Source organism: Pseudomonas sp. NPDC077408 (genome assembly GCF_050269105.1).
Classification (GTDB): domain Bacteria; phylum Pseudomonadota; class Gammaproteobacteria; order Pseudomonadales; family Pseudomonadaceae; genus Stutzerimonas.
Genome location: NZ_JBNNHS010000010.1, coordinates 149095 through 169966 on the forward strand (window position 1 = coordinate 149095; position 20872 = coordinate 169966).

Consider the following 20872-nt stretch of genomic DNA (forward strand, 5'->3'; position numbering starts at 1 on the left):
ACCTATCGGGTTAGCAAGCGGGAGCCTCGCGGCTCCCGCCGCGGCTTACCAGGATTGGGTGGCCTTGAACGACTCGATGCCGGCTTTGATGCCTGCGTCGATTTCGTCGTTGAAGTCGCCCTTCACGTTGATCTTGTCCAGCAGAGCAGCATGCTCATGATGGAAATAGGCAATCAACGCCTGCTCGAAGGCACCAACCTTGGCAACTTCGATGTCCTGCAGGAAGCCACGCTCGGCTGCGTACAGGGACACCGCCATGTCGGCAATGGACATCGGCGCGTACTGCTTCTGCTTCATCAGCTCGGTGACACGCTGACCATGCTCAAGCTGCTTGCGGGTCGCTTCGTCCAGGTCAGAGGCGAACTGGGCAAACGCCGCCAGCTCACGGTACTGAGCCAGTGCGGTACGAATGCCACCGGAGAGCTTCTTGATGATCTTGGTCTGCGCGGCGCCACCGACGCGGGATACCGAGATACCGGCGTTAACGGCCGGACGGATACCCGCGTTGAACATGGACGACTCGAGGAAGATCTGACCGTCGGTGATCGAAATCACGTTGGTCGGAACGAACGCGGATACGTCACCGGCCTGGGTTTCAATGATAGGCAAAGCGGTCAGGGAACCGGTCTTGCCAGTCACGGCGCCATTGGTGAACTTCTCAACATACTCTTCGGAAACGCGCGAAGCACGCTCCAGCAGGCGGCTGTGGAGATAGAAGACGTCGCCTGGGTAGGCTTCGCGTCCCGGCGGACGACGCAGCAGCAGGGAAATCTGGCGATAGGCTACGGCCTGCTTGGACAGATCGTCATACACGATCAGCGCGTCTTCGCCGCGATCACGGAAGTATTCGCCCATGGTGCAGCCGGCGTACGGTGCCAGGAACTGCAGCGCAGCCGACTCGGAAGCCGAAGCGGCAACGATGATAGTGTTGGCCAGAGCACCGTGCTGTTCCAGCTTGCGCACTACGTTGGCGATGGTTGACTGCTTCTGACCGATCGCAACGTAGACGCACTTGATGCCACTGTTGCGCTGGTTGATGATCGCGTCGATGGCCAGAGCGGTCTTACCGATCTGACGGTCACCGATGATCAGCTCGCGCTGACCACGGCCAACCGGGATCATCGCGTCGACCGACTTGTAGCCAGTCTGGACTGGCTGGTCGACCGACTTACGCCAGATCACGCCCGGTGCGACTTTTTCGACTGCGTCAGTTGCCTGCGCATCGACCGGGCCCTTGCCGTCCACCGGGTTACCCAGTGCGTCAACGACGCGACCCAGCAGCTCCGGACCTACCGGAACTTCCAGTACACGACCGGTGCACTTGGCGCTCATGCCTTCGGTCAGGCTCTGGTAAGCGCCCAGTACCACGGCGCCTACAGAGTCCTGCTCCAGGTTCAGGGCCATGCCAAAAACGCCACCAGGGAATTCGATCATCTCCCCGTACATGACATCGGCCAGGCCGTAAATGCGCACGATACCGTCGGAAACACTGACGACGGTGCCTTCGTTACGCGCTTGAGCAGACACATCGGAACTACCGATACGCTGCTTTATGATTTCACTAATCTCGGAAGGATTCAGTTGCTGCATGCCACGACCCTCAAATCAGGATTTCAACGATTCGGCCAACTGGCTCAGTTTGCCGCGGACCGAACCATCGACAACCACATCGCCGGCGCGGATAACAACGCCGCCGATCAGCGCAGGGTTCACGACCTGCTGGGGGTTGACGGTACGATCTAGCCGCTTCGACAAGGCGGCAGCCAAAGTTTGGAGTTGTGCAGGGGTCAGCTCGAAGGCTGTCTGCACTTCAACGTCGAGTGTCTTTTCGGCTTCAGCCTTGAGTTCCTCGAAAAGCTCCCGAATGGTCGGCAACACATCCAGACGATCGTTATCGCCCAGGGTGGAGACGAAGTTTCGGAACGCTTCATCGATGTCGCTACCGAACAGCTGAACCAGCGTCTGGACCTTGTTTTCACTGGTCAGACGCGGATTTTTCAGCAGTTCGGCAACTTGGGGAACGTCAACAGCGACCGCAGCCAGGCTCAACATGCCCGACCATGCATCAATCCGGCCAGCCGCGCTGGCGAACTCGAAAGCGGCCTTTGCGTATGGCCGAGCAAGCGTCTGGGTATTGATCATCGCTTGCCTCGCTTAGAGTTGGGAGGCCAGTTTTTCGACCAGATCGTTGTGTGCCTTGGCGTCCACCTGGGACTCCAGAATCTTCTCCGCACCCATGACAGCCAACACGGCTACCTGATTGCGCAGTTGCTCCTTGGCACGATTCACTTCCTGCTCGATCTCGGCGCGGGCGCCGGCGACCAGTCGCTCGCCTTCGACGCGCGCTTGTTGCTTGGCATCCTCAACGATGGCGTTGGCCTGCTTGTTGGCTTGCTCAAGAATCTGGGCAGCTTGCCCCTTGGTCTCACGGAGGGTATTGGAAACCTTTTCCTGAGCCAATTTTAGGTCTTGCTGCGCACGGCCTGCGGCGTCCAGTCCTTCAGCGATTTTCTTCTGGCGTTCTTGCATGGCCTTGGTGATTGGCGGCCATACGTACTTCATGCAAAACCAGACGAAAATAGCGAAAGCGAACGTTTGACCGAACAGCGTCAAGTTAATGTTCACAGCGATATACCTCGTGCTATCTCGTTCGACGCGGTTGTCAATTCCACGGCAACGGGGCTCGCTAGGCGAACCCCATCAGGAACCGGAAAAGTCTTAGGCAGCGACAACGAAGATGAGGTACATCGCGATACCAACACCGATCATCGGTACGGCGTCGAGCAGACCAGCCATCAGGAAGGTCTTGGTTTGCAGCTGCGGAGCCAGCTCGGGTTGACGAGCAGTGGATTCCAGCAGCTTGCCGCCCAGCAGGGCGAAGCCGATGCCAGTGCCCAGGGCACCCAGACCGATCATGATAGAGGCGGCGATGTAGACGAGTTCCATGTAAAGCTCCTGAAGCTAAGGGTTAAGGTTTTCTTGGGTAAAACGAAACGTGTTGAACCGGTTCAACTGTTACGGCGTGAGTTCGGCATGACTGTGGTCTTCATGCGCAGAGCTCAGGTACACCACGGTCAGAACCATGAAGATGAACGCCTGCAGCGGGATCACCAGGATGTGGAAAATCGCCCAGGGTACATTCAGGGTCCACTGCACGTAGAACGGCAGCAGCGCGATAAGGATGAACACCACCTCACCGGCATACATGTTGCCGAACAGACGCAGAGCCAGGCTCAACGGCTTGGTCAGCAGACCGAGGATCTCAAGGAACAGGTTGAACGGGACCAGCGACCAATGATTGAACGGCGTGAACGCCAGTTCCTTGGTAAAACCGCCGAAGCCCTTGACCTTGAAGCTGTAGAACAGAATCAGGATGAACACACCAAGCGACAGACCGAAGGTGCCGTTCGGATCAGCAGTCGGAACGATCTTGAAGTACGGCAGGCCAATCATGCTCGCCAGGCCCGGAATGTAGTCGACCGGAATCCACTTCAGGCTGTTCATCAGGAACACCCAGACGAAAATGGTCAGGGCCAATGGAGCGATGAGGGCGTTGCGACCATGGAAGGTATCCTTCACTACCCCTTCGACAAACTCCACGCACATCTCGACGAAGTTTTGCAGGCGGCCCGGAGTGCCCGCAGTAGCGCCCTTGGCTGCCATGCGAAACACCAGGATGAAGATCAGGCCCATGAAGAGTGACCATCCGAGCGTGTCGAGATGAACGGCCATGAAACCCATGTCACGCGCTTCCACGCCCGAATGGGCAATGGTCCAAGTCGCTTGGTCAACGACTGAGCCGTCTGCGCGCACGTAACCTTCCGGCAGTTTTCCGTAGGTCAGATTCTGCAAGTGGTGCTGGATGTATTCCGCCGGGGTACTCGCCATAAACGCCTCAGTGCTCAATGCTTCGGATTATTTTTCATCAGCAGGAGGGCGCTCGCTCCGGCGCCCAAAACCAACAGGTAACCGACGAATAAAGCTGCCGGTTGCAGCGGTTTCACTCCTACAAACACCAGCGCAAATAGCGCTGCTGCCAGAATCTGCTTGCCCATTTCGCCAGCCCAAAGGGACTGAACGATGGCTTTGGCCGATCGCGCGCCAAAATAGCGAAATGCCTTGAACGCGAAGTACAGGTTAGCCAGTAACGCAATCAGGCCACCAAGCAATCCCGAATAGCCGGCAACCATACCAAAAATCACAGCGCATACTACGCCTGTGCCAAACGCAACGATCGCCTGTACGACTAAAACACGTACTACAGGTAACCGATGGAGAGGTGTCTTGTTGCGTATATTCACCGTGCGTCCATCGCCAAAATACGTGCGCCGTCCAGATTGATCGCAGTCAAAAAAGCGCCGCGAGTATAGGAGCAGCCCATTCTGCGTTCAACCTTCAGGTAGCACTTTCTGACCGCCACTACATAAACTTTGTATCAGCGAATGTGCGCAAGCACACCCTGCAGCTCATCCAGCGAACTATAACGGATCACCAGCTGCCCCTTGCCCTTCTCGCCATGCTTGATTTGCACCGGCGAGCCCAGCCGCTCAGCGAGACGCTGCTCCAGACGGACAATGTCAGGGTCGCTTTTCGGCTCAGCCTTGCCACTTTCCGGTTTGTTCAACCATTGCCTTACCAGCGCTTCGGTCTGCCGTACGGTCAGTCCCCGTGCGACAACATGCCGCGCGCCCTCTACCTGTTGATCAGCGGGAAGTCCAAGCAAAGCCCGGGCGTGACCCATTTCCAGATCGCCATGCGAGAGGAGCGTCTTGATTTCTTCTGGCAAGGCGATCAGACGCAACAGATTGCTGATGGTCACCCGGGATTTGCCCACGGCGTCCGCGACCTGTTGCTGAGTCAACTGAAACTCCTGCTGCAACCGTTGAAGCGCAACGGCTTCCTCGATAGGGCTGAGATCTTCGCGCTGGATGTTTTCGATCAACGCCATCGCGATGGCTGCCTCATCGGAAACATCCCGGACCATGGCCGGGATCCGGTCCAGACCTGCCTGCTGACTGGCACGCCAGCGCCGCTCGCCGGCAATGATTTCATAGCGGCCAGAGCCGATCGAGCGAACCACGATCGGCTGCATCACACCCTGAGTACGGATCGAATTGGCCAGTTCTTCGAGGGTCACCGGATCAATGTCGCGGCGCGGCTGGTACTTGCCGCGCTGAATCACGTCGAGCGGCAACTGTTGCAGCTCACGCACATCGGCCTGGGCGGCTTCCTCTTGTATCGCCGCCACGTTGGCACCGCCGAGGAGGGCATCCAGACCTCGTCCTAGGCCTCGTTTTTTGGTCGCCATCAAGTTTCCTTATGCGGTTACGCTGCGGGCGGCCCGGCGCTGGCGGCGCGACAATTCGCCTGCCAGTGCCAGATAGGCCAAGGCGCCCTTGGATTGCTTGTCATAGACCAACGCCGGCATGCCATGGCTGGGGGCTTCGGCCAGGCGCACATTGCGTGGAATCACAGTGTCGTAGAGCTTCTCACCGAAGTGCGCTTTCAACTGCTCGGTAACATCGTTGGTCAGGCTGCTGCGAGGGTCATACATGGTACGGAGCAAACCCTCAATTTTCAGCGAAGGGTTCAATGCCTGACCGATACGCTGGATCGAATTGACCAGATCGGTCAGCCCTTCGAGCGCGTAATACTCGCACTGCATCGGAATGATCACGCCATCGGCGGCGGTCAGGGCATTGATCGTCAGCATTGACAGGGAGGGTGGGCAATCGATGAGGATGTAATCGTAATTTTCCCGAACTGGTGCCAGCGCTTCGCGCAAGCGGTTCTCTTTCGCCGGTAGATTAAGCAAGGCGACTTCGGCGGCGGTCAGGTCACGGTTAGCTGGCAGTAGTTGATAACCGCCGTGCTCGGAGAACTGCATGGCATCGACCAGGCTGCATTCGCCGATCAAGACATCGTATATCGAGTACTCCAACGCCAACTTATCCACACCGCTGCCAGTGGTGGCGTTTCCCTGTGGATCAAGATCGATCAGCAACACACGGCGACGCGTCGCCACGAGCGAAGCCGCTAGGTTGATGCAGGTGGTCGTCTTGGCGACACCGCCTTTCTGGTTGGCGATGGCAAATACTTTAGCCATGGTCAGTGTCTGTCCGGTTCATGAAGTGCGCCGCAGTATCAACAGGTGGCGTTGCCCTTGGCAACCTGGAACCTTGAGAACCACGCAGCGTTCCAGCTGGAAGTCCGCCGGAAGCGCTTGCACCTCATCGTCCGGTTGTATCCCTTTCATTGCGAGCCAGCGCGTGGCTGAGTCGCTGAGATGGCGCGTCCAATTGGCAAAATCCTCAAGCGAACTGAACGCACGCGAGGTGATATCAGTGAATGGCTGCGAGGGGGTGAATTGCTCGACGCGGCTGTGGACAACTTCCACATTGGCGAGCTTCAGCTCCAGCTTTACCTGGGTTAGAAAGCGGGTTTTCTTGCCATTGGAATCGAGCAGGGTGAAGTTGCGCTCGGGAAACATGATCGCCAGCGGGATACCCGGCATGCCACCGCCACTGCCAACGTCGAGCCAGCGTGCGCCACCTAGCTCTGCTTGTGACACAGCGCTAAGGCTGTCGAGCAAGTGCCGAGAAACCATTTCCGCCGGATCGCGCACTGCGGTTAGGTTGTAGGCCTTGTTCCACTTGTTGAGCAACGTGAGATAGTCCAGCAGCTGCTGTTGCTGAATGCTACTGAGGTCGATCCCCAGCAGGGAAGCGCCCTGCTTGAGTTCATCGGCATGACTGACCAATCCCATCGCCATCACGTGCTCTGCTCCAGCTTCCGCCCGGCGCTACGTTTTTTCAGATGAATCATCAGCAGCGACACCGCCGCTGGCGTTACCCCCGGAATCCGTGACGCCTGACCAAGCGTTTCTGGCCGCGCCAGGGAAAGCTTGTGCTGAATTTCCTTCGACAAACCGGAAATGCTCGAATAATCCAGCTCAGCCGGCAACCCGATGGATTCGCTGGCGCGCAAGCGGAGGATTTCCTCCTGTTGCCGATCGATATAGCCAGCGTACTTGGTCTTGATTTCGACCTGCTCAGCAACCTGCTGATCTGTCGTTCCGCCACCGGTGAGCTGCACGAGACTGAGGTAATCGATCTCCGGCCGCGCCAACAGGTTCAGCAAATTGTATTCATGGGTCAGCGGCGTGCCGAAACGTTCAGCGATGGCATCGCCCTGCTCAGTACCTGGACGAACCCAGGTGCTTCGCAAGCGCTGCTCTTCCTGGATGATGCTTTCGCGCTTGCGCTCAAAGGCGGCCCAGCGAACATCATCGACCAACCCCAGCTCGCGGCCTTTTTCAGTCAGCCGAAGATCGGCGTTGTCCTCACGCAGAATCAGCCGGTACTCGGCGCGCGAGGTAAACATGCGATACGGCTCCTGAGTGCCGAGGGTGATCAGGTCGTCGACCAGCACGCCGAGATACGCCTCGTCCCGGCGTGGGCACCAACTTTCCACCCCTTTGGCGCGTAGCGCGGCATTGGTGCCGGCCAGCAACCCTTGGGCGCCGGCCTCTTCGTAACCGGTGGTGCCGTTGATCTGTCCTGCGAAGAACAGGCCTCCAATCACCTTGGTTTCCAGACTGTATTTCAAATCACGCGGGTCGAAATAGTCGTACTCGATGGCGTACCCGGGCCGCACGATGTGCGCCTGCTCCATTCCGCGAATGCTTTGCACGATCTGCAGCTGCACGTCGAACGGCAATGAGGTGGAAATACCGTTCGGATAGAGCTCGTGGGTGGTCAGGCCCTCAGGTTCGATGAAGACCTGATGGCTGTCCTTGTCGGCAAAACGATGAATCTTGTCCTCGATCGACGGGCAGTAACGCGGCCCGACACCCTCGATGACACCTGAATACATCGGTGACCGATCGAGGTTAGCGGCGATGATCTCGTGAGTGCGCACGTTGGTATGAGTGATCCAGCAGCTCACTTGCCGTGGATGCTGCGCCGCGTGGCCGAGAAACGACATGGGCGGTATCGGCGTGTCACCCGGCTGCTCGGTCATCACCGAAAAGTCGACGCAGCGTCCGTCGATTCGCGGAGGCGTTCCGGTCTTCAGCCGGCCAACCCGCAATGGGAGTTCGCGTAAGCGTTTAGCCAATGCAATCGATGGGGGATCGCCAGCCCGACCACCGGAATAGTTCTGCAGACCGATGTGGATAAGTCCGCCAAGAAAGGTGCCGGTTGTAAGGACAACCGATTCGGCAAGGAAACGCAGGCCCATCTGGGTCACTACGCCCTTGACCTGATCGGCTTCAACGATCAAGTCGTCAGCAGCTTGCTGAAATATCCACAGATTGGGCTGGTTTTCCAACACTTCGCGCACAGCGGCCTTATACAAAACCCGGTCAGCTTGTGCGCGAGTCGCCCGTACGGCTGGGCCTTTGCGGCTGTTGAGTACGCGGAACTGAATGCCGCTCTTGTCCGTGGCAGTCGCCATAACGCCGCCAAGTGCGTCGATTTCCTTGACCAAATGGCTTTTGCCAATGCCGCCGATGGCCGGGTTGCAGCTCATCTGTCCCAACGTTTCGACATTATGAGAGAGCAGCAGTGTCTTCACGCCTATTCGAGCAGCTGCCAGAGCCGCTTCGGTACCGGCATGGCCGCCACCGATAACGATGACGTCAAAACGGGAAGGGAAATCCACCACGCACCTCGTGCCTGTTTGGTTGAGTCTCAGGAAGCTCGCCAGTATAGGCACTAGGTGTCCGCGAAAGAAGGCCTCTGAACAAAAAATGACCAGTAGCAGTCTTTTGTAGTTCGATACAGGTAATAAGAAATAAATAAGAGAATGATTTAAAGCTTATTGTTATGTTTATAAATAGGCAGCCGATATCTGTGGATAGATCTCTGTAGGCCATACGTTGAGCGTCCTGTAAGAGAAAGAAAGGGTGTGTCTAGCTGCGGTACGGACGGTGGAAGCACGGTTGATACCCTGTGCATGGAATGCATGGTTATCCACAGTGGGTTACGGAGAGACGGTTGCACACCGGTTATTGACCGAGCTTAGGCATGGTTTTCCACAGTGTTTATTCCACGCTCGCTAGACAAAAATGACAGCGGTTAGGCTGGAAGAAGCAACTGGATGATTGTTGTACGTCCGAGCATTGCACGTCGCAAATCCAGCCGCTGGGTCTGCAGAGGTCGAAGTCGACATTCTTCAGGCATACGGTGGAAAAGAAGAGAGCGAGCGGGCCCGCTCAGCGCTGGACAGCCCTGAGGTACCAGCTAAGACGCTTGTATCGACCGGCTATTTGCCGATGCAAAAGCTCGAGAAAATGCGGCCCAGCAGATCGTCGGAGCTGAACGTGCCGGTGATCTCACCGAGTGCCTGCTGCGCTTGGCGCAGATCTTCAGCCAGCAGTTCGCCTGCGCCTGCCAGCGTCAACTGAGCATGGCCATGGTCGAGGTACTCGGCTGCCTTGCGGAGTGCGTCTAGATGCCTGCGCCTGGCACTGAAGGCGCTTTCCGCAGTTTGGTCATAGCCCATGCAGCGCTTGAGATGCTCACGAAGCATCTCTAGCCCATCGCCCGAGCGCGCCGAGAGGCTAAGCGTGGTGACCCCGTCTGCATCGACGGATAGAGCGACGGAGTCGCCAGTGAGATCGGCCTTGTTTCGAATGATCGTGGTCTTAGCTGGGTCTGGTCTGGTAATAAGCAAGTCCGGCCAACTGGATTCATCGTCTGAAGCAGAAGCCGCACTGCCGTCCACTACCAGCAATACCCGGTCGGCGTCCTCGATCGCTTTGATCGCCCGTTCCACCCCGATCCGCTCCACCTCGTCCAGGGTATTACGCAACCCGGCAGTATCGACAATGTGCAACGGCATACCATCAATCTGGATATGTTCCTTCAGCAGATCGCGCGTGGTGCCAGCTATGTCGGTCACGATCGCCGCCTCACGCCCCGCCAATGCGTTTAGCAGGCTAGATTTTCCGGCGTTGGGGCGACCGGCAATGACCACGTTCATTCCTTCGCGCAGCAGCGCGCCCTGTCCTGCCTCTCGCAGAACTGTGGATAACTCACCACGGACCTGCTCGAGCAGCGCCAGCACCCGACCGTCGGCGAGGAAATCGATTTCTTCTTCTGGAAAATCGATTGCCGCTTCGACGTAAATGCGCAGGTTCACCAGGCTTTCGGTGAGGTGATGCACGCGACGAGAGAAATCGCCCTGTAGCGAGCGAACTGCATTTCGAGCTGCTTGCGCCGAACTCGCCTCGATAAGGTCTGCGATTGCCTCAGCCTGAGCCAGGTCCAGCTTGTCGTTGAGGAACGCTCGCTCACTGAACTCACCGGGCCTAGCAGGCCTAATTCCGAGTTCGACGCAACGGCGCAACAACATGTCCATGACGACCGGACCGCCGTGGCCCTGGAGTTCCAGTACATCCTCGCCGGTAAATGAATGGGGTCCGGGGAAGAACAGCATCAGCCCTTCATCAATGACTTCACCGTCATCGGCATGGAACGGACCGTAGTGGGCATGCCGGGGTACTGGTTCTCGGCCGCTGAGCGTGATCGCGACGGCTTTGGCTCGGGGGCCCGAAACGCGCACTACGCCAATCCCACCACGACCGGGTGCTGTGGCGACGGCGGCGATGGTTTCGCGATCTTGGCTCATCAAACCCTCCAGGTGGCGATAATGCAAAACGCCCCAATAAAGGGGCGTTCTGTTCACTTCGAACGGTCAGGTTGCGCTAGCAGTCTGCCCGGTTATCTTGCGAGTAATGTACCACTGCTGTGCAATTGACAAGCAGTTGTTGACGACCCAGTACAGCACCAGACCTGCTGGGAACCAGAGGAAGAAAAAGGTGAAGATAATTGGCAGCAACTTCATCACCTTGGCTTGCATCGGATCCGGTGGTGTTGGGTTCAACTGCTGCTGAATGAACATGGTGACACCCATGATGATCGGCAGGATGAAGAAAGGATCCTTGATCGACAGGTCGGTGATCCAGAACATCCAGGGCGCCTGGCGCATTTCGACGCTTTCCAGCAGTACCCAGTACAGGGCCAGAAACACCGGCATCTGCACGAGGATAGGCAAGCATCCACCCAGCGGATTGATCTTCTCTTTTTTGTACAGCTCCATCATCGCCTGGGACATCTTCTGGCGATCGTCGCCAAACTGTTCTTTCAGGGCTTGCATCTTCGGCGACACCGCTCGCATGCGCGCCATCGATCGATAACTGGCAGCCGACAGCGGGAAGAAAGCCAGCTTGATAACGATGGTCAGTACGATGATCGACCAGCCCCAGTTACCCAACAGTGCGTGGATATTCTGTAGCAGCCAGAAGATCGGCTGAGCGATGAACCAGAGAATGCCGTAATCGACGGTCAGACGTAGACCAGGCGACAGCTCTTCCAGTTGATCCTGGCTCTTCGGACCGGCATACAAGGTGGCGTGTGTTTCACCCTGACTACCGGGTGCAACCGAAACAGCAGGTCCGGTAAAGCCGATGATGTAATTGCCCTGGCTGTCCTTGCGAGTCTGCACCAGGTTGGTCTGATCGGGCGCAGGAATCCAGGCAGTTACAAAGTAATGCTGCAACCATGCGATCCAACCGCCTTCGACCGTCTTTTTCAGACTCTTGTCGTCCATGTCACCCATGGAAACTTTGGTGTAAGGCTCGTCCTTGGTCCAGAGCGCTGCGCCCAAATAGGTCGCAGTGCCGGTTGCGGTGCTGGAGGACGGATCGCTGCTGTCGTCGCGCTTCAGCTGACCGAACATGTGGCCGGTCCAGGTTTGATCACTTTGATTGTCGATCAGATAGCGCACGCCGAGATCGTAATCACCACGCTCGAAGGTGAAGCGTTTGGTGTAGTTGACTCCGTCTTCGCTGTAGTTCAGATCAACGACCAGCTGGTCCTGATTTTCGCCAAGCTGATACTGCTGTTGGTCGCTGGTGTACAGCGGCCGGCCACTGGCCTTGTCCGGGCCATCCCCGATCAAGCCGCTCTGGGCTTCATAGGTTCGTTCGCCGCTACGCTCGAACAACTGGAACGGAACGTCTGGGCGATCCTGACGACGTGGGAACTCCGGCAACCGCAGGTCCACGATGTCTCCGCCGCGCGGATCGATTGCGACATCCAGAACATCGGTGCGTACGTGGATCAGCTGAGAGCTGGCCTGAGTGTCGGTAACTGAATTGGCCGACGGCTCGCTGCTTACAGCCGGAATATCACCTTGCGCATTCTCAGCGGTGCTGGTCAGCGGAGTGTTTGGAATCTGCGCGACGGACGTTTGTGACTGGCGCGTCTCGTCAGGGATGGCGGTCTGGCCGTAGTCCTGGTTCCACTGCAAAACCATCAGGTAAGCAACGACTGCCAGGGCGACAAGCAGGATCGAGCGTTTGATATCCATGGTTACTCGGTCATCGAAGATGAATTGGAGGGGGTATTGGAAGGCACGGGATCATAGCCGCCCGGATTCCATGGATGGCAACGGCCGAGCCTGCACAGGCTCAGCCAGCCACCGCGCAGCAGGCCATGTGTTTCGATGGCCTCTTGTGCGTAGCAGGAGCAACTTGGGTAGAAACGGCAGTGACTGGCCATCATTGGACTGATGGCGTACCGGTAGAGTCGAATTGGGACCAGCGCTAGCTTACGCATCAGCGGCGCTGCTCTGGGCCTGTTGTGGCTGGACCGGTGCAGGCGTTCGAGACAGACGTCTCCATAGCTTGGCAAATTGCTTTGCGAGTTCTGCGTTGTCCAGTTCAGCTAGACCTTTACGCGAGATGACCACGATGTCCCACCCCGTCAGTTCCATCTGGTGGAGACGAAAGGTTTCACGCAGTTGCCGCTTGATGCGGTTGCGCTCTACCGAGAGCTTGACGCTCTTCTTGCCAATGACCAACCCGATTCTCGGGTGTGGCAATTGATTTTCGCGCACCAGTAGCAGGACGTTCCTGCCCGGTAACTTGCCGGAAGGGGAGTCGAAGACAGCCTTGAACTGGCTCGGGGTCAGCAGACGCTTTTCCCGACCGAAGTCTCGACTCACTACCTGTTCCGGCGTCTTCAGACTGCCAGACGCTTACGACCTTTGGCGCGACGACGCGACAGGACGGCACGACCATTTTTGGTAGCCATACGAGCACGGAAACCGTGGGTGCGAGCGCGCTTGAGGGTGCTGGGTTGGAAAGTGCGTTTCATGATGCGTTACCTGGTGATCCATTGCGGGCCGGAATGGCCCCCTTTTAAGAGACCGGCGATTGTAGAGAAGCCGCGCGGCGAGGTCAATTTCCCACCAGCACTGTCCAGGCAGAAAGTAATAGATAAAGAAAGAAAATAAAGATCTTCTTAATGCAATGCTTATAAATGGTGATGTGCTTTTCTGTGGATAAAAGGCTAGACGCGTTCCCCGGTAGGGGTTACAGCTTTCGGTAACGTTCTGCGTAAGCAGTGCGCTGACGGTGGATTTACGTTGTGTTTCCTGTGGATTAAATGGCTAGTTATCCACAGTCTTGTTTGATCTCATCCTGTACACAGGCTTTTCCCATGGGCTCTGGCTCGGTTATCAACAGAGCTTAGGGTTGGATATGTTGGTTGCTCCGGCTCGGATCGCCCATCGCTTTACCTATATAAGCAGCCTTCTTACTGTGGATAACTGAGGCGTCTCAGGGCTACAATGAGCTCCGTTTTAAAGCTCGACAGCTTCTAGGAGACCTTGTGTCGGTGGAACTTTGGCAGCAGTGCGTTGACCTCTTGAGAGATGAGCTGCCGGCCCAGCAATTCAACACCTGGATTCGTCCGCTTCAGGTCGAATCAGATGGCGATGAATTACGGATCTACGCGCCGAATCGCTTCGTTCTCGACTGGGTTAACGAGAAGTATCTTTCGCGCCTGCTGGAATTATTGTCAGAACGCGCGTCAGGGCCGGCACCCTCTTTGTCGTTGCTGATAGGCAGCAGGCGAGTCGCTTCTACGCGGCCGGCTGCCGGTTCCGCACCTCGTTCTCAGCCGCAAGTTGGCGCTCCTGCGGCCGCTGCACCGCCTCCCGCTTCGTTCACCGAACCAGTAACCGCGGCTGTCGCTGCGCCTAGCGCGCCTTCGCGACCGGCCGAACGTAACGTACAGGTTGAGGGTGGGCTCAAGCACACCAGCTATCTCAATCGGACCTTTACCTTCGAGAATTTTGTCGAGGGCAAATCCAACCAACTGGCGCGAGCTGCTGCCTGGCAAGTTGCAGACAATCCCAAGCATGGCTACAACCCGTTGTTCCTCTACGGAGGTGTAGGGCTTGGCAAGACTCACCTGATGCACGCGGTCGGCAACCATTTGCTGAAGAAGAACCCTAACGCCAAGGTGGTCTATCTTCATTCTGAGCGGTTCGTCGCGGACATGGTCAAGGCGTTGCAGCTGAACGCGATCAACGAGTTCAAACGCTTCTATCGATCGGTGGACGCTTTGCTGATCGACGACATCCAGTTCTTCGCAAAAAAGGAACGGTCCCAGGAAGAGTTCTTTCACACGTTCAACGCGTTGCTAGAAGGGGGGCAGCAGGTGATTCTCACCAGTGACCGCTACCCCAAGGAAATTGACGGGCTTGAAGAGCGGTTAAAGTCTCGCTTTGGGTGGGGGCTGACAGTTGCGGTCGAACCGCCAGAACTCGAGACCCGTGTGGCGATCTTGATGAAAAAGGCTGACCAGGCCAACGTTGAGCTTCCCCATGATGCTGCGTTCTTCATTGCGCAGCGGATCCGATCGAACGTTCGCGAGTTGGAAGGTGCGCTGAAACGCGTAATCGCCCACGCCCATTTCATGGGGCGAGACATTACGATCGAGCTGATTCGTGAGTCGCTGAAGGACCTGCTTGCACTGCAAGACAAGTTGGTGAGTGTTGATAATATTCAACGCACCGTCGCGGAATACTACAAAATCAAAATATCCGACCTTCTGTCAAAACGACGCTCGCGTTCGGTCGCAAGACCCCGTCAGGTCGCGATGGCTTTGTCCAAAGAACTTACCAATCATAGCTTGCCGGAAATTGGCGACGCCTTTGGTGGGCGCGATCACACGACGGTGCTGCACGCCTGTCGTAAGATTGCCGAACTTCGCGAATTGGATGCTGATATTCGCGAGGATTACAAAAATTTGCTGCGCACTTTGACAACCTGAACAGACTGCGGCCATTTAATAGGCAAGGGACCAGACCATGCATTTCACTATTCAGCGCGAATCCTTGTTGAAACCTCTGCAGCTGGTGGCCGGCGTCGTCGAGCGTCGCCAGACTTTACCGGTATTGTCGAACGTACTGCTGGTGGTTCAAGACCATCAGCTGTCGCTGACAGGCACTGATCTAGAGGTAGAGTTGGTTGGCCGTGTCGCCTTGGAGGATGCATCCGAACCCGGTGAAATCACGGTGCCGGCGCGCAAATTGATGGATATCTGCAAAAGCCTGCAGCCTGACGCGCTCATTGATATCCGGCTGGATGATCAGAAGATCGTAATCAAGTCCGGGCGCAGCCGCTTTTCTCTTTCGACCTTGCCGGCCAATGATTTCCCCACCGTAGAGGAAGGCCCTGGCTCGCTGAATTTCAGCGTTAACCAAGGCAAGATGCGTCGTCTCATTGAGCGCAGCAGCTTCGCCATGGCCCAGCAGGATGTGCGTTACTATCTGAACGGTATGCTGATTGAGGTCTCTAGCGGGATGCTGCGCGCAGTGGCAACGGACGGACATCGTTTGGCGATGTGTTCCATGCAAGCCGGCATTGAACAGCCCGACCGACATCAGGTGATCGTCCCACGCAAGGGCATCCTTGAGCTGGCAAGGCTACTGACGGACCAGGACGGCGAAGTCAGCATCGTCCTTGGCCAACACCACATTCGAGCCACGACAGGGGAGTTCACCTTTACCTCCAAACTCGTTGACGGAAAATTTCCTGACTACGAACGCGTTTTGCCCCGTGGCGGCGACAAACTGGTGGTTGGTGAACGTCAGACACTGCGCGAGGCATTCAGCCGTACGGCCATTCTTTCCAATGAAAAATATCGCGGCATCCGGCTGCAATTGGAAAATGGCCTGTTGAAAATCCAGGCGAATAACCCTGAGCAGGAAGAAGCGGAAGAAGAAGTCGCGGTGGACTATACCGGTGGGGCTTTGGAGATTGGGTTCAACGTCAGCTATTTGCTTGATGTGCTGAGCGTCATGACCACCGATCAGGTCCGGCTAATTCTGTCCGATGCGAATAGCAGTGCTTTGGTTCAGGAATACGATAACGACGACTCGGCGTACGTCGTCATGCCGATGCGCCTGTAATCCGCATTGAATGTCCCTTAGCCGCATCTCCGTCACCGGCATACGCAACCTGCAGCCGGTGACGTTAAACCCCTCCCCCCGGATCAACATCCTCTACGGCGATAACGGTAGCGGAAAGACCAGTTTTCTCGAGGCGATTCATCTCCTCGGAATGGCTCGCTCGTTCCGCAGCACGCGTTTGACGCCGGTCATAAGCCACGAGCACTCCAGTTGCACGGTCTTCGGCCAGGTCGAATTGGCTGATGAGCAGACAACCGCCCTTGGCATCTCTCGAGATCGCAGCGGCGAAGTGCGCATCAGAATCAATGGACAGAGCGTTCGAAGCGCAGCGGAACTCGCTGAGACGTTACCGTTGCAGCTGATCAATCCGGACAGTTTTCGCTTGCTCGAAGGTGCACCCAAGCTTCGCCGGCAGTTTCTGGATTGGGGGGTGTTCCACGTGGAACCCCGGTTCCTGCACGCTTGGCAGCGCCTGCAGCAGGCCTTGAGGCAACGAAACTCGTGGCTGCGTCATGGTACACTTGACTCCGCTTCTCAGGCGGCTTGGAGCCGCGAGCTTAGCGACGCGAGTGAGGAAATAGACGGGTACAGGCGGGCTTACATTCAAGCGCTGAAGCCAATATTCGAGTCCACCTTGGCCGCGCTTTTGGATCTTCACGGTTTCCAGTTGAGTTATTACCGTGGCTGGGACAAAGGGCGCTCCCTGGCTGAGGTGTTGTCGGTGTCCATTGAACGCGACCGGCTCATGGGGCACACCCAAGCGGGTCCTCAGCGGGCTGACCTCCGACTGCGGATAGCCAACCATAACGCTGCGGAAACCTTATCTCGTGGCCAGCAGAAACTGGTTGTGTGCGCGTTACGTATTGCGCAGGGCCATCTGGTCAGTGAAGCCAAACGAGGCCAGTGTATTTATCTGGTTGATGACCTACCGTCCGAGTTGGACGATCAGCACCGGCTGGCACTGTGCCGGTTGCTGGAACAGCTGAATTGCCAGGTGTTTATCACCTGCGTTGATTCGAAAGTATTGCGAGAAGGTTGGCGTCAAGATACGCCAGTCTCAATGTTTCACGTGGAACATGGTGCGATAGCCCAGGACCACGGCCCCTCGGGAGTGAAGGCATGAGCGAAAACCACACGTACGATTCGTCCAGTATCAAGGTGCTCAAGGGCCTTGATGCAGTACGTAAGCGCCCCGGCATGTATATCGGCGACACGGACGACGGCACTGGTCTGCACCATATGGTCTTCGAAGTCGTGGATAACTCGATCGACGAAGCGCTGGCGGGTCACTGCAACGATATATCAATCACCATACATATTGATGAATCCATCAGCGTTCGCGACAACGGCCGTGGCATTCCAGTAGATATTCACGAAGAGGGCGTATCTGCAGCAGAGGTCATCATGACCGTCCTGCACGCTGGCGGTAAGTTCGACGACAATTCCTATAAGGTTTCCGGCGGTCTGCATGGCGTGGGTGTTTCGGTGGTGAACGCCTTGTCTGAGGAACTGATCCTGACCATTCGCCGCGAAGGAAAGGTATGGGAGCAGATCTATCGTCACGGTGTACCGCAAGCGCCGCTCGCTGCAGTCGGTGAAACCGAGGATTCGGGCACCGAAATCCATTTCAAACCCTCAGCCGAGACCTTTGCGAATATCCACTTCAGCTGGGATATTCTGGCTAAGCGGCTGCGTGAGCTGTCGTTTCTGAACTCGGGTGTCGGCATTGTGCTGCGCGATGAGCGCAACGCCAAGGAAGAACTGTTCAAATACGAAGGCGGGCTCAGTGCCTTCGTGGCTTATCTCAACACCAACAAGACGCCAGTCAATGAGGTGTTCCACTTCAATATCCAGCGTGATGATGGCGTTGGTGTCGAAGTGGCGCTTCAGTGGAACGACAGTTTCAACGAAAATCTACTCTGCTTCACCAATAACATCCCTCAGCGCGACGGTGGAACCCACTTGGCGGGCTTTCGTTCGGCGCTAACCCGAAACCTAAATAACTACATCGAGCAGGAAGGGCTGGCCAAGAAGCATAAGGTCGCTACGACGGGCGATGACGCGCGTGAAGGTCTCACGGCGATCATCTCGGTCAAGGTCCCAGACCCGAAGTTCAGTTCGCAGACTAAGGACAAGCTCGTCTCGTCCGAAGTTAAGACCGCCGTCGAGCAGGAGATGGGCAAGTATTTCGCCGATTTCCTGCTCGAGCACCCCAACGAGGCGAAGGCGGTGGTCGGCAAGATGATCGATGCCGCGCGAGCTCGTGAAGCCGCACGCAAGGCGCGCGAGATGACCCGACGCAAGGGTGCTCTAGATATTGCCGGCCTTCCCGGCAAGCTGGCCGACTGCCAGGAGAAGGACCCCGCCCTCTCCGAACTCTACATAGTGGAGGGTGACTCCGCGGGCGGTTCTGCCAAGCAGGGCCGCAACCGCAGGACCCAGGCTATCCTGCCGCTCAAGGGCAAGATCCTGAACGTCGAGAAGGCTCGTTTCGACAAGATGATCTCCTCGCAGGAGGTTGGCACGCTGATCACCGCGCTTGGTTGTGGCATCGGTCGTGATGAGTACAACATCGATAAGTTGCGCTATCACAACATCATCATCATGACGGATGCGGACGTCGACGGCTCTCATATCCGGACGCTGCTGCTGACATTCTTCTTCCGCCAGCTGCCGGAGTTGATCGAGCGCGGCTATATCTACATTGCTCAGCCGCCTTTGTACAAGGTTAAGCGTGGCAAGCAGGAGCAATACATCAAAGACGACGAGGCGATGGACGAGTATTTGACTCAGTCAGCTCTCGAAGACGCCAGCCTGCACGTCAATGAGCATGCGCCTGGACTGTCAGGGGAAGCATTGGAGCGTCTGGTTAACGATTACCGCACTGTGATGAAGACACTGCAGCGCCTGTCGCGACTCTATCCACAGGAGCTGACCGAGCACTTCATCTACCTGCCACGCGTGTCGGTTGAACAGCTCGGTGATCATGCGGCTATGCAGGCGTGGTTAGAGCCTTATGCGGCGTTGCTCAAAGGCGTCGAGCGCTCCGGGCTTGCGTACAAGGTAAGCCTGCGTGAGGACAAGGAACGCAATGTGTGGCTCCCTGAAGTCGAGATCGTTTCACACGGCCTGGCCAGTTACATCACATTCAACCGCGATTTCTTCGGTAGTAATGACTACAAGACCGTAACGGTGCTCGGGGACAAGCTGAACAGCTTGCTCGAGGAAGGAGCCTACGTTCAGCGCGGCGAGCGTAAGAAGCCGGTGACGACCTTCAAGCAGGCGTTGGATTGGCTGATGACTGAGGGAACTCGTCGTCATAGCGTTCAGCGATATAAAGGTCTCGGTGAGATGAACCCTGACCAGCTCTGGGAGACGACGATGGACCCGGCTGTTCGACGCATGCTTAAGGTTACGATTGAGGATGCGATTGGAGCCGATCAGATATTCAATACGTTGATGGGGGATGCGGTCGAGCCTCGCCGCGACTTTATCGAATCCAATGCGTTGGCTGTTTCCAATTTGGATTTCTAAAATTCGATTCATGGTTATCAAACCCGGCGCAAGCCGGGTTTTTTGTTCCACGTGAAACATTGGTCCTTGATAGCTTGGCTACATGGCAGCGCAATGTTTATTCAATTTTAACAATCCAACTCCTCCCCGTAAGCTCAACGCCATCAAGAGTTCAGTTTCCCGTCCCTATGCAGGGACCACTTATTACGGGGTCTCCAATGCTCGACAGCAATTTGAAAGCGCAACTGAAAACCTATCTGGAAAAGGTTACCCAGCCGTTCGAGATCGTTGCATCCCTCGATGACGGCGCCAAATCCCAGGAAATGCTCGCCATGCTGGAAGACATTATCAGCCTGAGCGACAAGATCACCCTGCGCACCGACGGCAATGACGTCCGCAAACCTTCGTTTGCGCTCAACCGTATCGGTGGCGACATCAGCCTGCGTTTCGCCGGCATTCCGATGGGCCACGAGTTCACCTCGCTGGTGCTGGCCCTGCTGCAGGTCGGTGGTCATCCGTCCAAGACCGCGCCGGAAGTCATAGAGCAGATCAAGAATCTCGACGGCGAATACAACTTCGAAACCTATTTTTCGCTGTCCTGCCAGAACTGCCCGGACGTGGTCCAGGCGCTTAACCTGATGGCCGTGCTCAACCCGAACATCCGCCACGTCGCCATCGACGGTGCGCTGTTTCAGGAAGAAGTCACCATTCGCCAGGTCATGTCCGTGCCGAGCATCTACCTCAACGGCGAGCTGTTCGGTCAGGGCCGCATGGGTGAAGAGGAAATTCTGGCCAAGCTCGACACCGGCGCGTCAGCGCGCGATGCCGAGAAGCTCAGCGCCAGGGATGCTTACGACGTGCTCGTTGTCGGTGGTGGTCCAGCCGGCGCTGCAGCGGCCATCTATGCGGCGCGCAAGGGCATCCGTACAGGTGTCGCAGCCGAGCGTTTCGGTGGTCAGGTGCTCGACACCATGGCCATCGAGAACTTCATTTCGGTCAACGAGACCGAAGGCCCAAAACTGGCCCGTGCGCTGGAAAACCATGTGCGCGAATACGACGTCGACATCATGAACCTGCAGCGCGCCGC

20 protein-coding genes are annotated in these 20872 nt (G+C 56.8%); 5 read left to right on the top strand and 15 right to left on the bottom strand.

What is annotated here, in order from left to right; genetic code table 11:
• Positions 1 to 45 precede the first annotated feature (45 nt).
• The 15 genes from atpA to rpmH form a co-directional block, all read right to left on the bottom strand.
• Entirely contained in the window at positions 46 to 1590 is a 1545-nt protein-coding gene (gene atpA, locus ACQKEK_RS20140) for a F0F1 ATP synthase subunit alpha (protein WP_499144194.1), read from the bottom strand.
• A 15-nt stretch (positions 1591 to 1605) separates the two neighbouring features.
• Positions 1606 to 2142 (bottom strand): F0F1 ATP synthase subunit delta, encoded by a 537-nt coding sequence (locus tag ACQKEK_RS20145; protein WP_045422986.1) that lies wholly within the window; start codon positions 2140 to 2142, stop codon positions 1606 to 1608.
• A 12-nt stretch (positions 2143 to 2154) separates the two neighbouring features.
• Complete coding sequence (locus ACQKEK_RS20150; protein WP_019340922.1) at positions 2155 to 2625, bottom strand: F0F1 ATP synthase subunit B; 471 nt, start codon at positions 2623 to 2625, stop codon at positions 2155 to 2157.
• Positions 2626 to 2718: 93 nt separating this feature from the next.
• Positions 2719 to 2946, bottom strand: a complete 228-nt coding sequence (gene atpE, locus ACQKEK_RS20155) for a F0F1 ATP synthase subunit C (RefSeq protein ID WP_019340921.1) — start codon at positions 2944 to 2946, stop codon at positions 2719 to 2721.
• A 69-nt stretch (positions 2947 to 3015) separates the two neighbouring features.
• Positions 3016 to 3888: a F0F1 ATP synthase subunit A gene (atpB, locus tag ACQKEK_RS20160; protein ID WP_045422983.1), complete on the bottom strand. Its 873-nt coding sequence runs from the start codon at positions 3886 to 3888 to the stop codon at positions 3016 to 3018.
• Between the two features lie 14 nt (positions 3889 to 3902).
• Positions 3903 to 4301, bottom strand: a complete 399-nt coding sequence (locus tag ACQKEK_RS20165; RefSeq protein ID WP_082082164.1) for a F0F1 ATP synthase subunit I — start codon at positions 4299 to 4301, stop codon at positions 3903 to 3905.
• Positions 4302 to 4435: 134 nt separating this feature from the next.
• Positions 4436 to 5308: a ParB/RepB/Spo0J family partition protein gene (locus ACQKEK_RS20170; RefSeq protein ID WP_128121715.1), complete on the bottom strand. Its 873-nt coding sequence runs from the start codon at positions 5306 to 5308 to the stop codon at positions 4436 to 4438.
• 9 nt (positions 5309 to 5317) lie between these two features.
• The gene (locus ACQKEK_RS20175; protein WP_045422977.1) at positions 5318 to 6106 is read right to left on the bottom strand and encodes a ParA family protein; all 789 of its coding nucleotides are present in this window, start codon (positions 6104 to 6106) and stop codon (positions 5318 to 5320) included.
• An 18-nt stretch (positions 6107 to 6124) separates the two neighbouring features.
• Positions 6125 to 6766 (bottom strand): 16S rRNA (guanine(527)-N(7))-methyltransferase RsmG, encoded by a 642-nt coding sequence (gene rsmG, locus ACQKEK_RS20180; RefSeq protein WP_499144204.1) that lies wholly within the window; start codon positions 6764 to 6766, stop codon positions 6125 to 6127.
• A gap of 5 nt (positions 6767 to 6771) precedes the next feature.
• Positions 6772 to 8664: a tRNA uridine-5-carboxymethylaminomethyl(34) synthesis enzyme MnmG gene (gene mnmG / locus ACQKEK_RS20185; RefSeq protein ID WP_499144195.1), complete on the bottom strand. Its 1893-nt coding sequence runs from the start codon at positions 8662 to 8664 to the stop codon at positions 6772 to 6774.
• A gap of 603 nt (positions 8665 to 9267) precedes the next feature.
• Complete coding sequence (gene mnmE / locus ACQKEK_RS20190) at positions 9268 to 10635, bottom strand: tRNA uridine-5-carboxymethylaminomethyl(34) synthesis GTPase MnmE (RefSeq protein WP_499144196.1); 1368 nt, start codon at positions 10633 to 10635, stop codon at positions 9268 to 9270.
• A gap of 66 nt (positions 10636 to 10701) precedes the next feature.
• Positions 10702 to 12378, bottom strand: coding sequence for a membrane protein insertase YidC (gene yidC / locus ACQKEK_RS20195; RefSeq protein ID WP_499144197.1), 1677 nt, complete (start codon positions 12376 to 12378; stop codon positions 10702 to 10704).
• A gap of 2 nt (positions 12379 to 12380) precedes the next feature.
• Positions 12381 to 12626, bottom strand: coding sequence for a membrane protein insertion efficiency factor YidD (yidD, locus tag ACQKEK_RS20200; RefSeq protein ID WP_081262855.1), 246 nt, complete (start codon positions 12624 to 12626; stop codon positions 12381 to 12383).
• Positions 12619 to 13014, bottom strand: a complete 396-nt coding sequence (gene rnpA / locus ACQKEK_RS20205; RefSeq protein ID WP_101152685.1) for a ribonuclease P protein component — start codon at positions 13012 to 13014, stop codon at positions 12619 to 12621. Before rnpA ends, yidD begins: the two co-directional genes overlap by 8 nt.
• Before the next feature lie 17 nt (positions 13015 to 13031).
• Positions 13032 to 13166, bottom strand: a complete 135-nt coding sequence (rpmH, locus tag ACQKEK_RS20210) for a 50S ribosomal protein L34 (protein ID WP_019340723.1) — start codon at positions 13164 to 13166, stop codon at positions 13032 to 13034.
• Between the two features lie 516 nt (positions 13167 to 13682).
• Here rpmH and dnaA point away from each other — a divergent pair.
• From dnaA to ACQKEK_RS20235, 5 genes are all read left to right on the top strand, one after another.
• Positions 13683 to 15131: a chromosomal replication initiator protein DnaA gene (dnaA, locus tag ACQKEK_RS20215; protein ID WP_499144198.1), complete on the top strand. Its 1449-nt coding sequence runs from the start codon at positions 13683 to 13685 to the stop codon at positions 15129 to 15131.
• Between the two features lie 37 nt (positions 15132 to 15168).
• Positions 15169 to 16272 carry a DNA polymerase III subunit beta gene (gene dnaN / locus ACQKEK_RS20220; RefSeq protein ID WP_128121719.1) on the top strand — a complete coding sequence of 368 codons (1104 nt, stop codon included), beginning with the start codon at positions 15169 to 15171 and terminating at the stop codon, positions 16270 to 16272.
• Positions 16273 to 16282: 10 nt separating this feature from the next.
• On the top strand, positions 16283 to 17395 hold the full coding sequence (gene recF, locus ACQKEK_RS20225; RefSeq protein WP_499144199.1) for a DNA replication/repair protein RecF: 1113 nt from the start codon (positions 16283 to 16285) through the stop codon (positions 17393 to 17395).
• Positions 17392 to 19806, top strand: coding sequence for a DNA topoisomerase (ATP-hydrolyzing) subunit B (gene gyrB / locus ACQKEK_RS20230; protein WP_499144200.1), 2415 nt, complete (start codon positions 17392 to 17394; stop codon positions 19804 to 19806). The genes recF and gyrB overlap by 4 nt, the downstream gene beginning before the upstream one ends.
• 197 nt (positions 19807 to 20003) lie before the next feature.
• Positions 20004 to 20872: thioredoxin family protein (locus ACQKEK_RS20235; RefSeq protein ID WP_499167680.1), on the top strand; the 869-nt coding region annotated here is incomplete at its 3' end.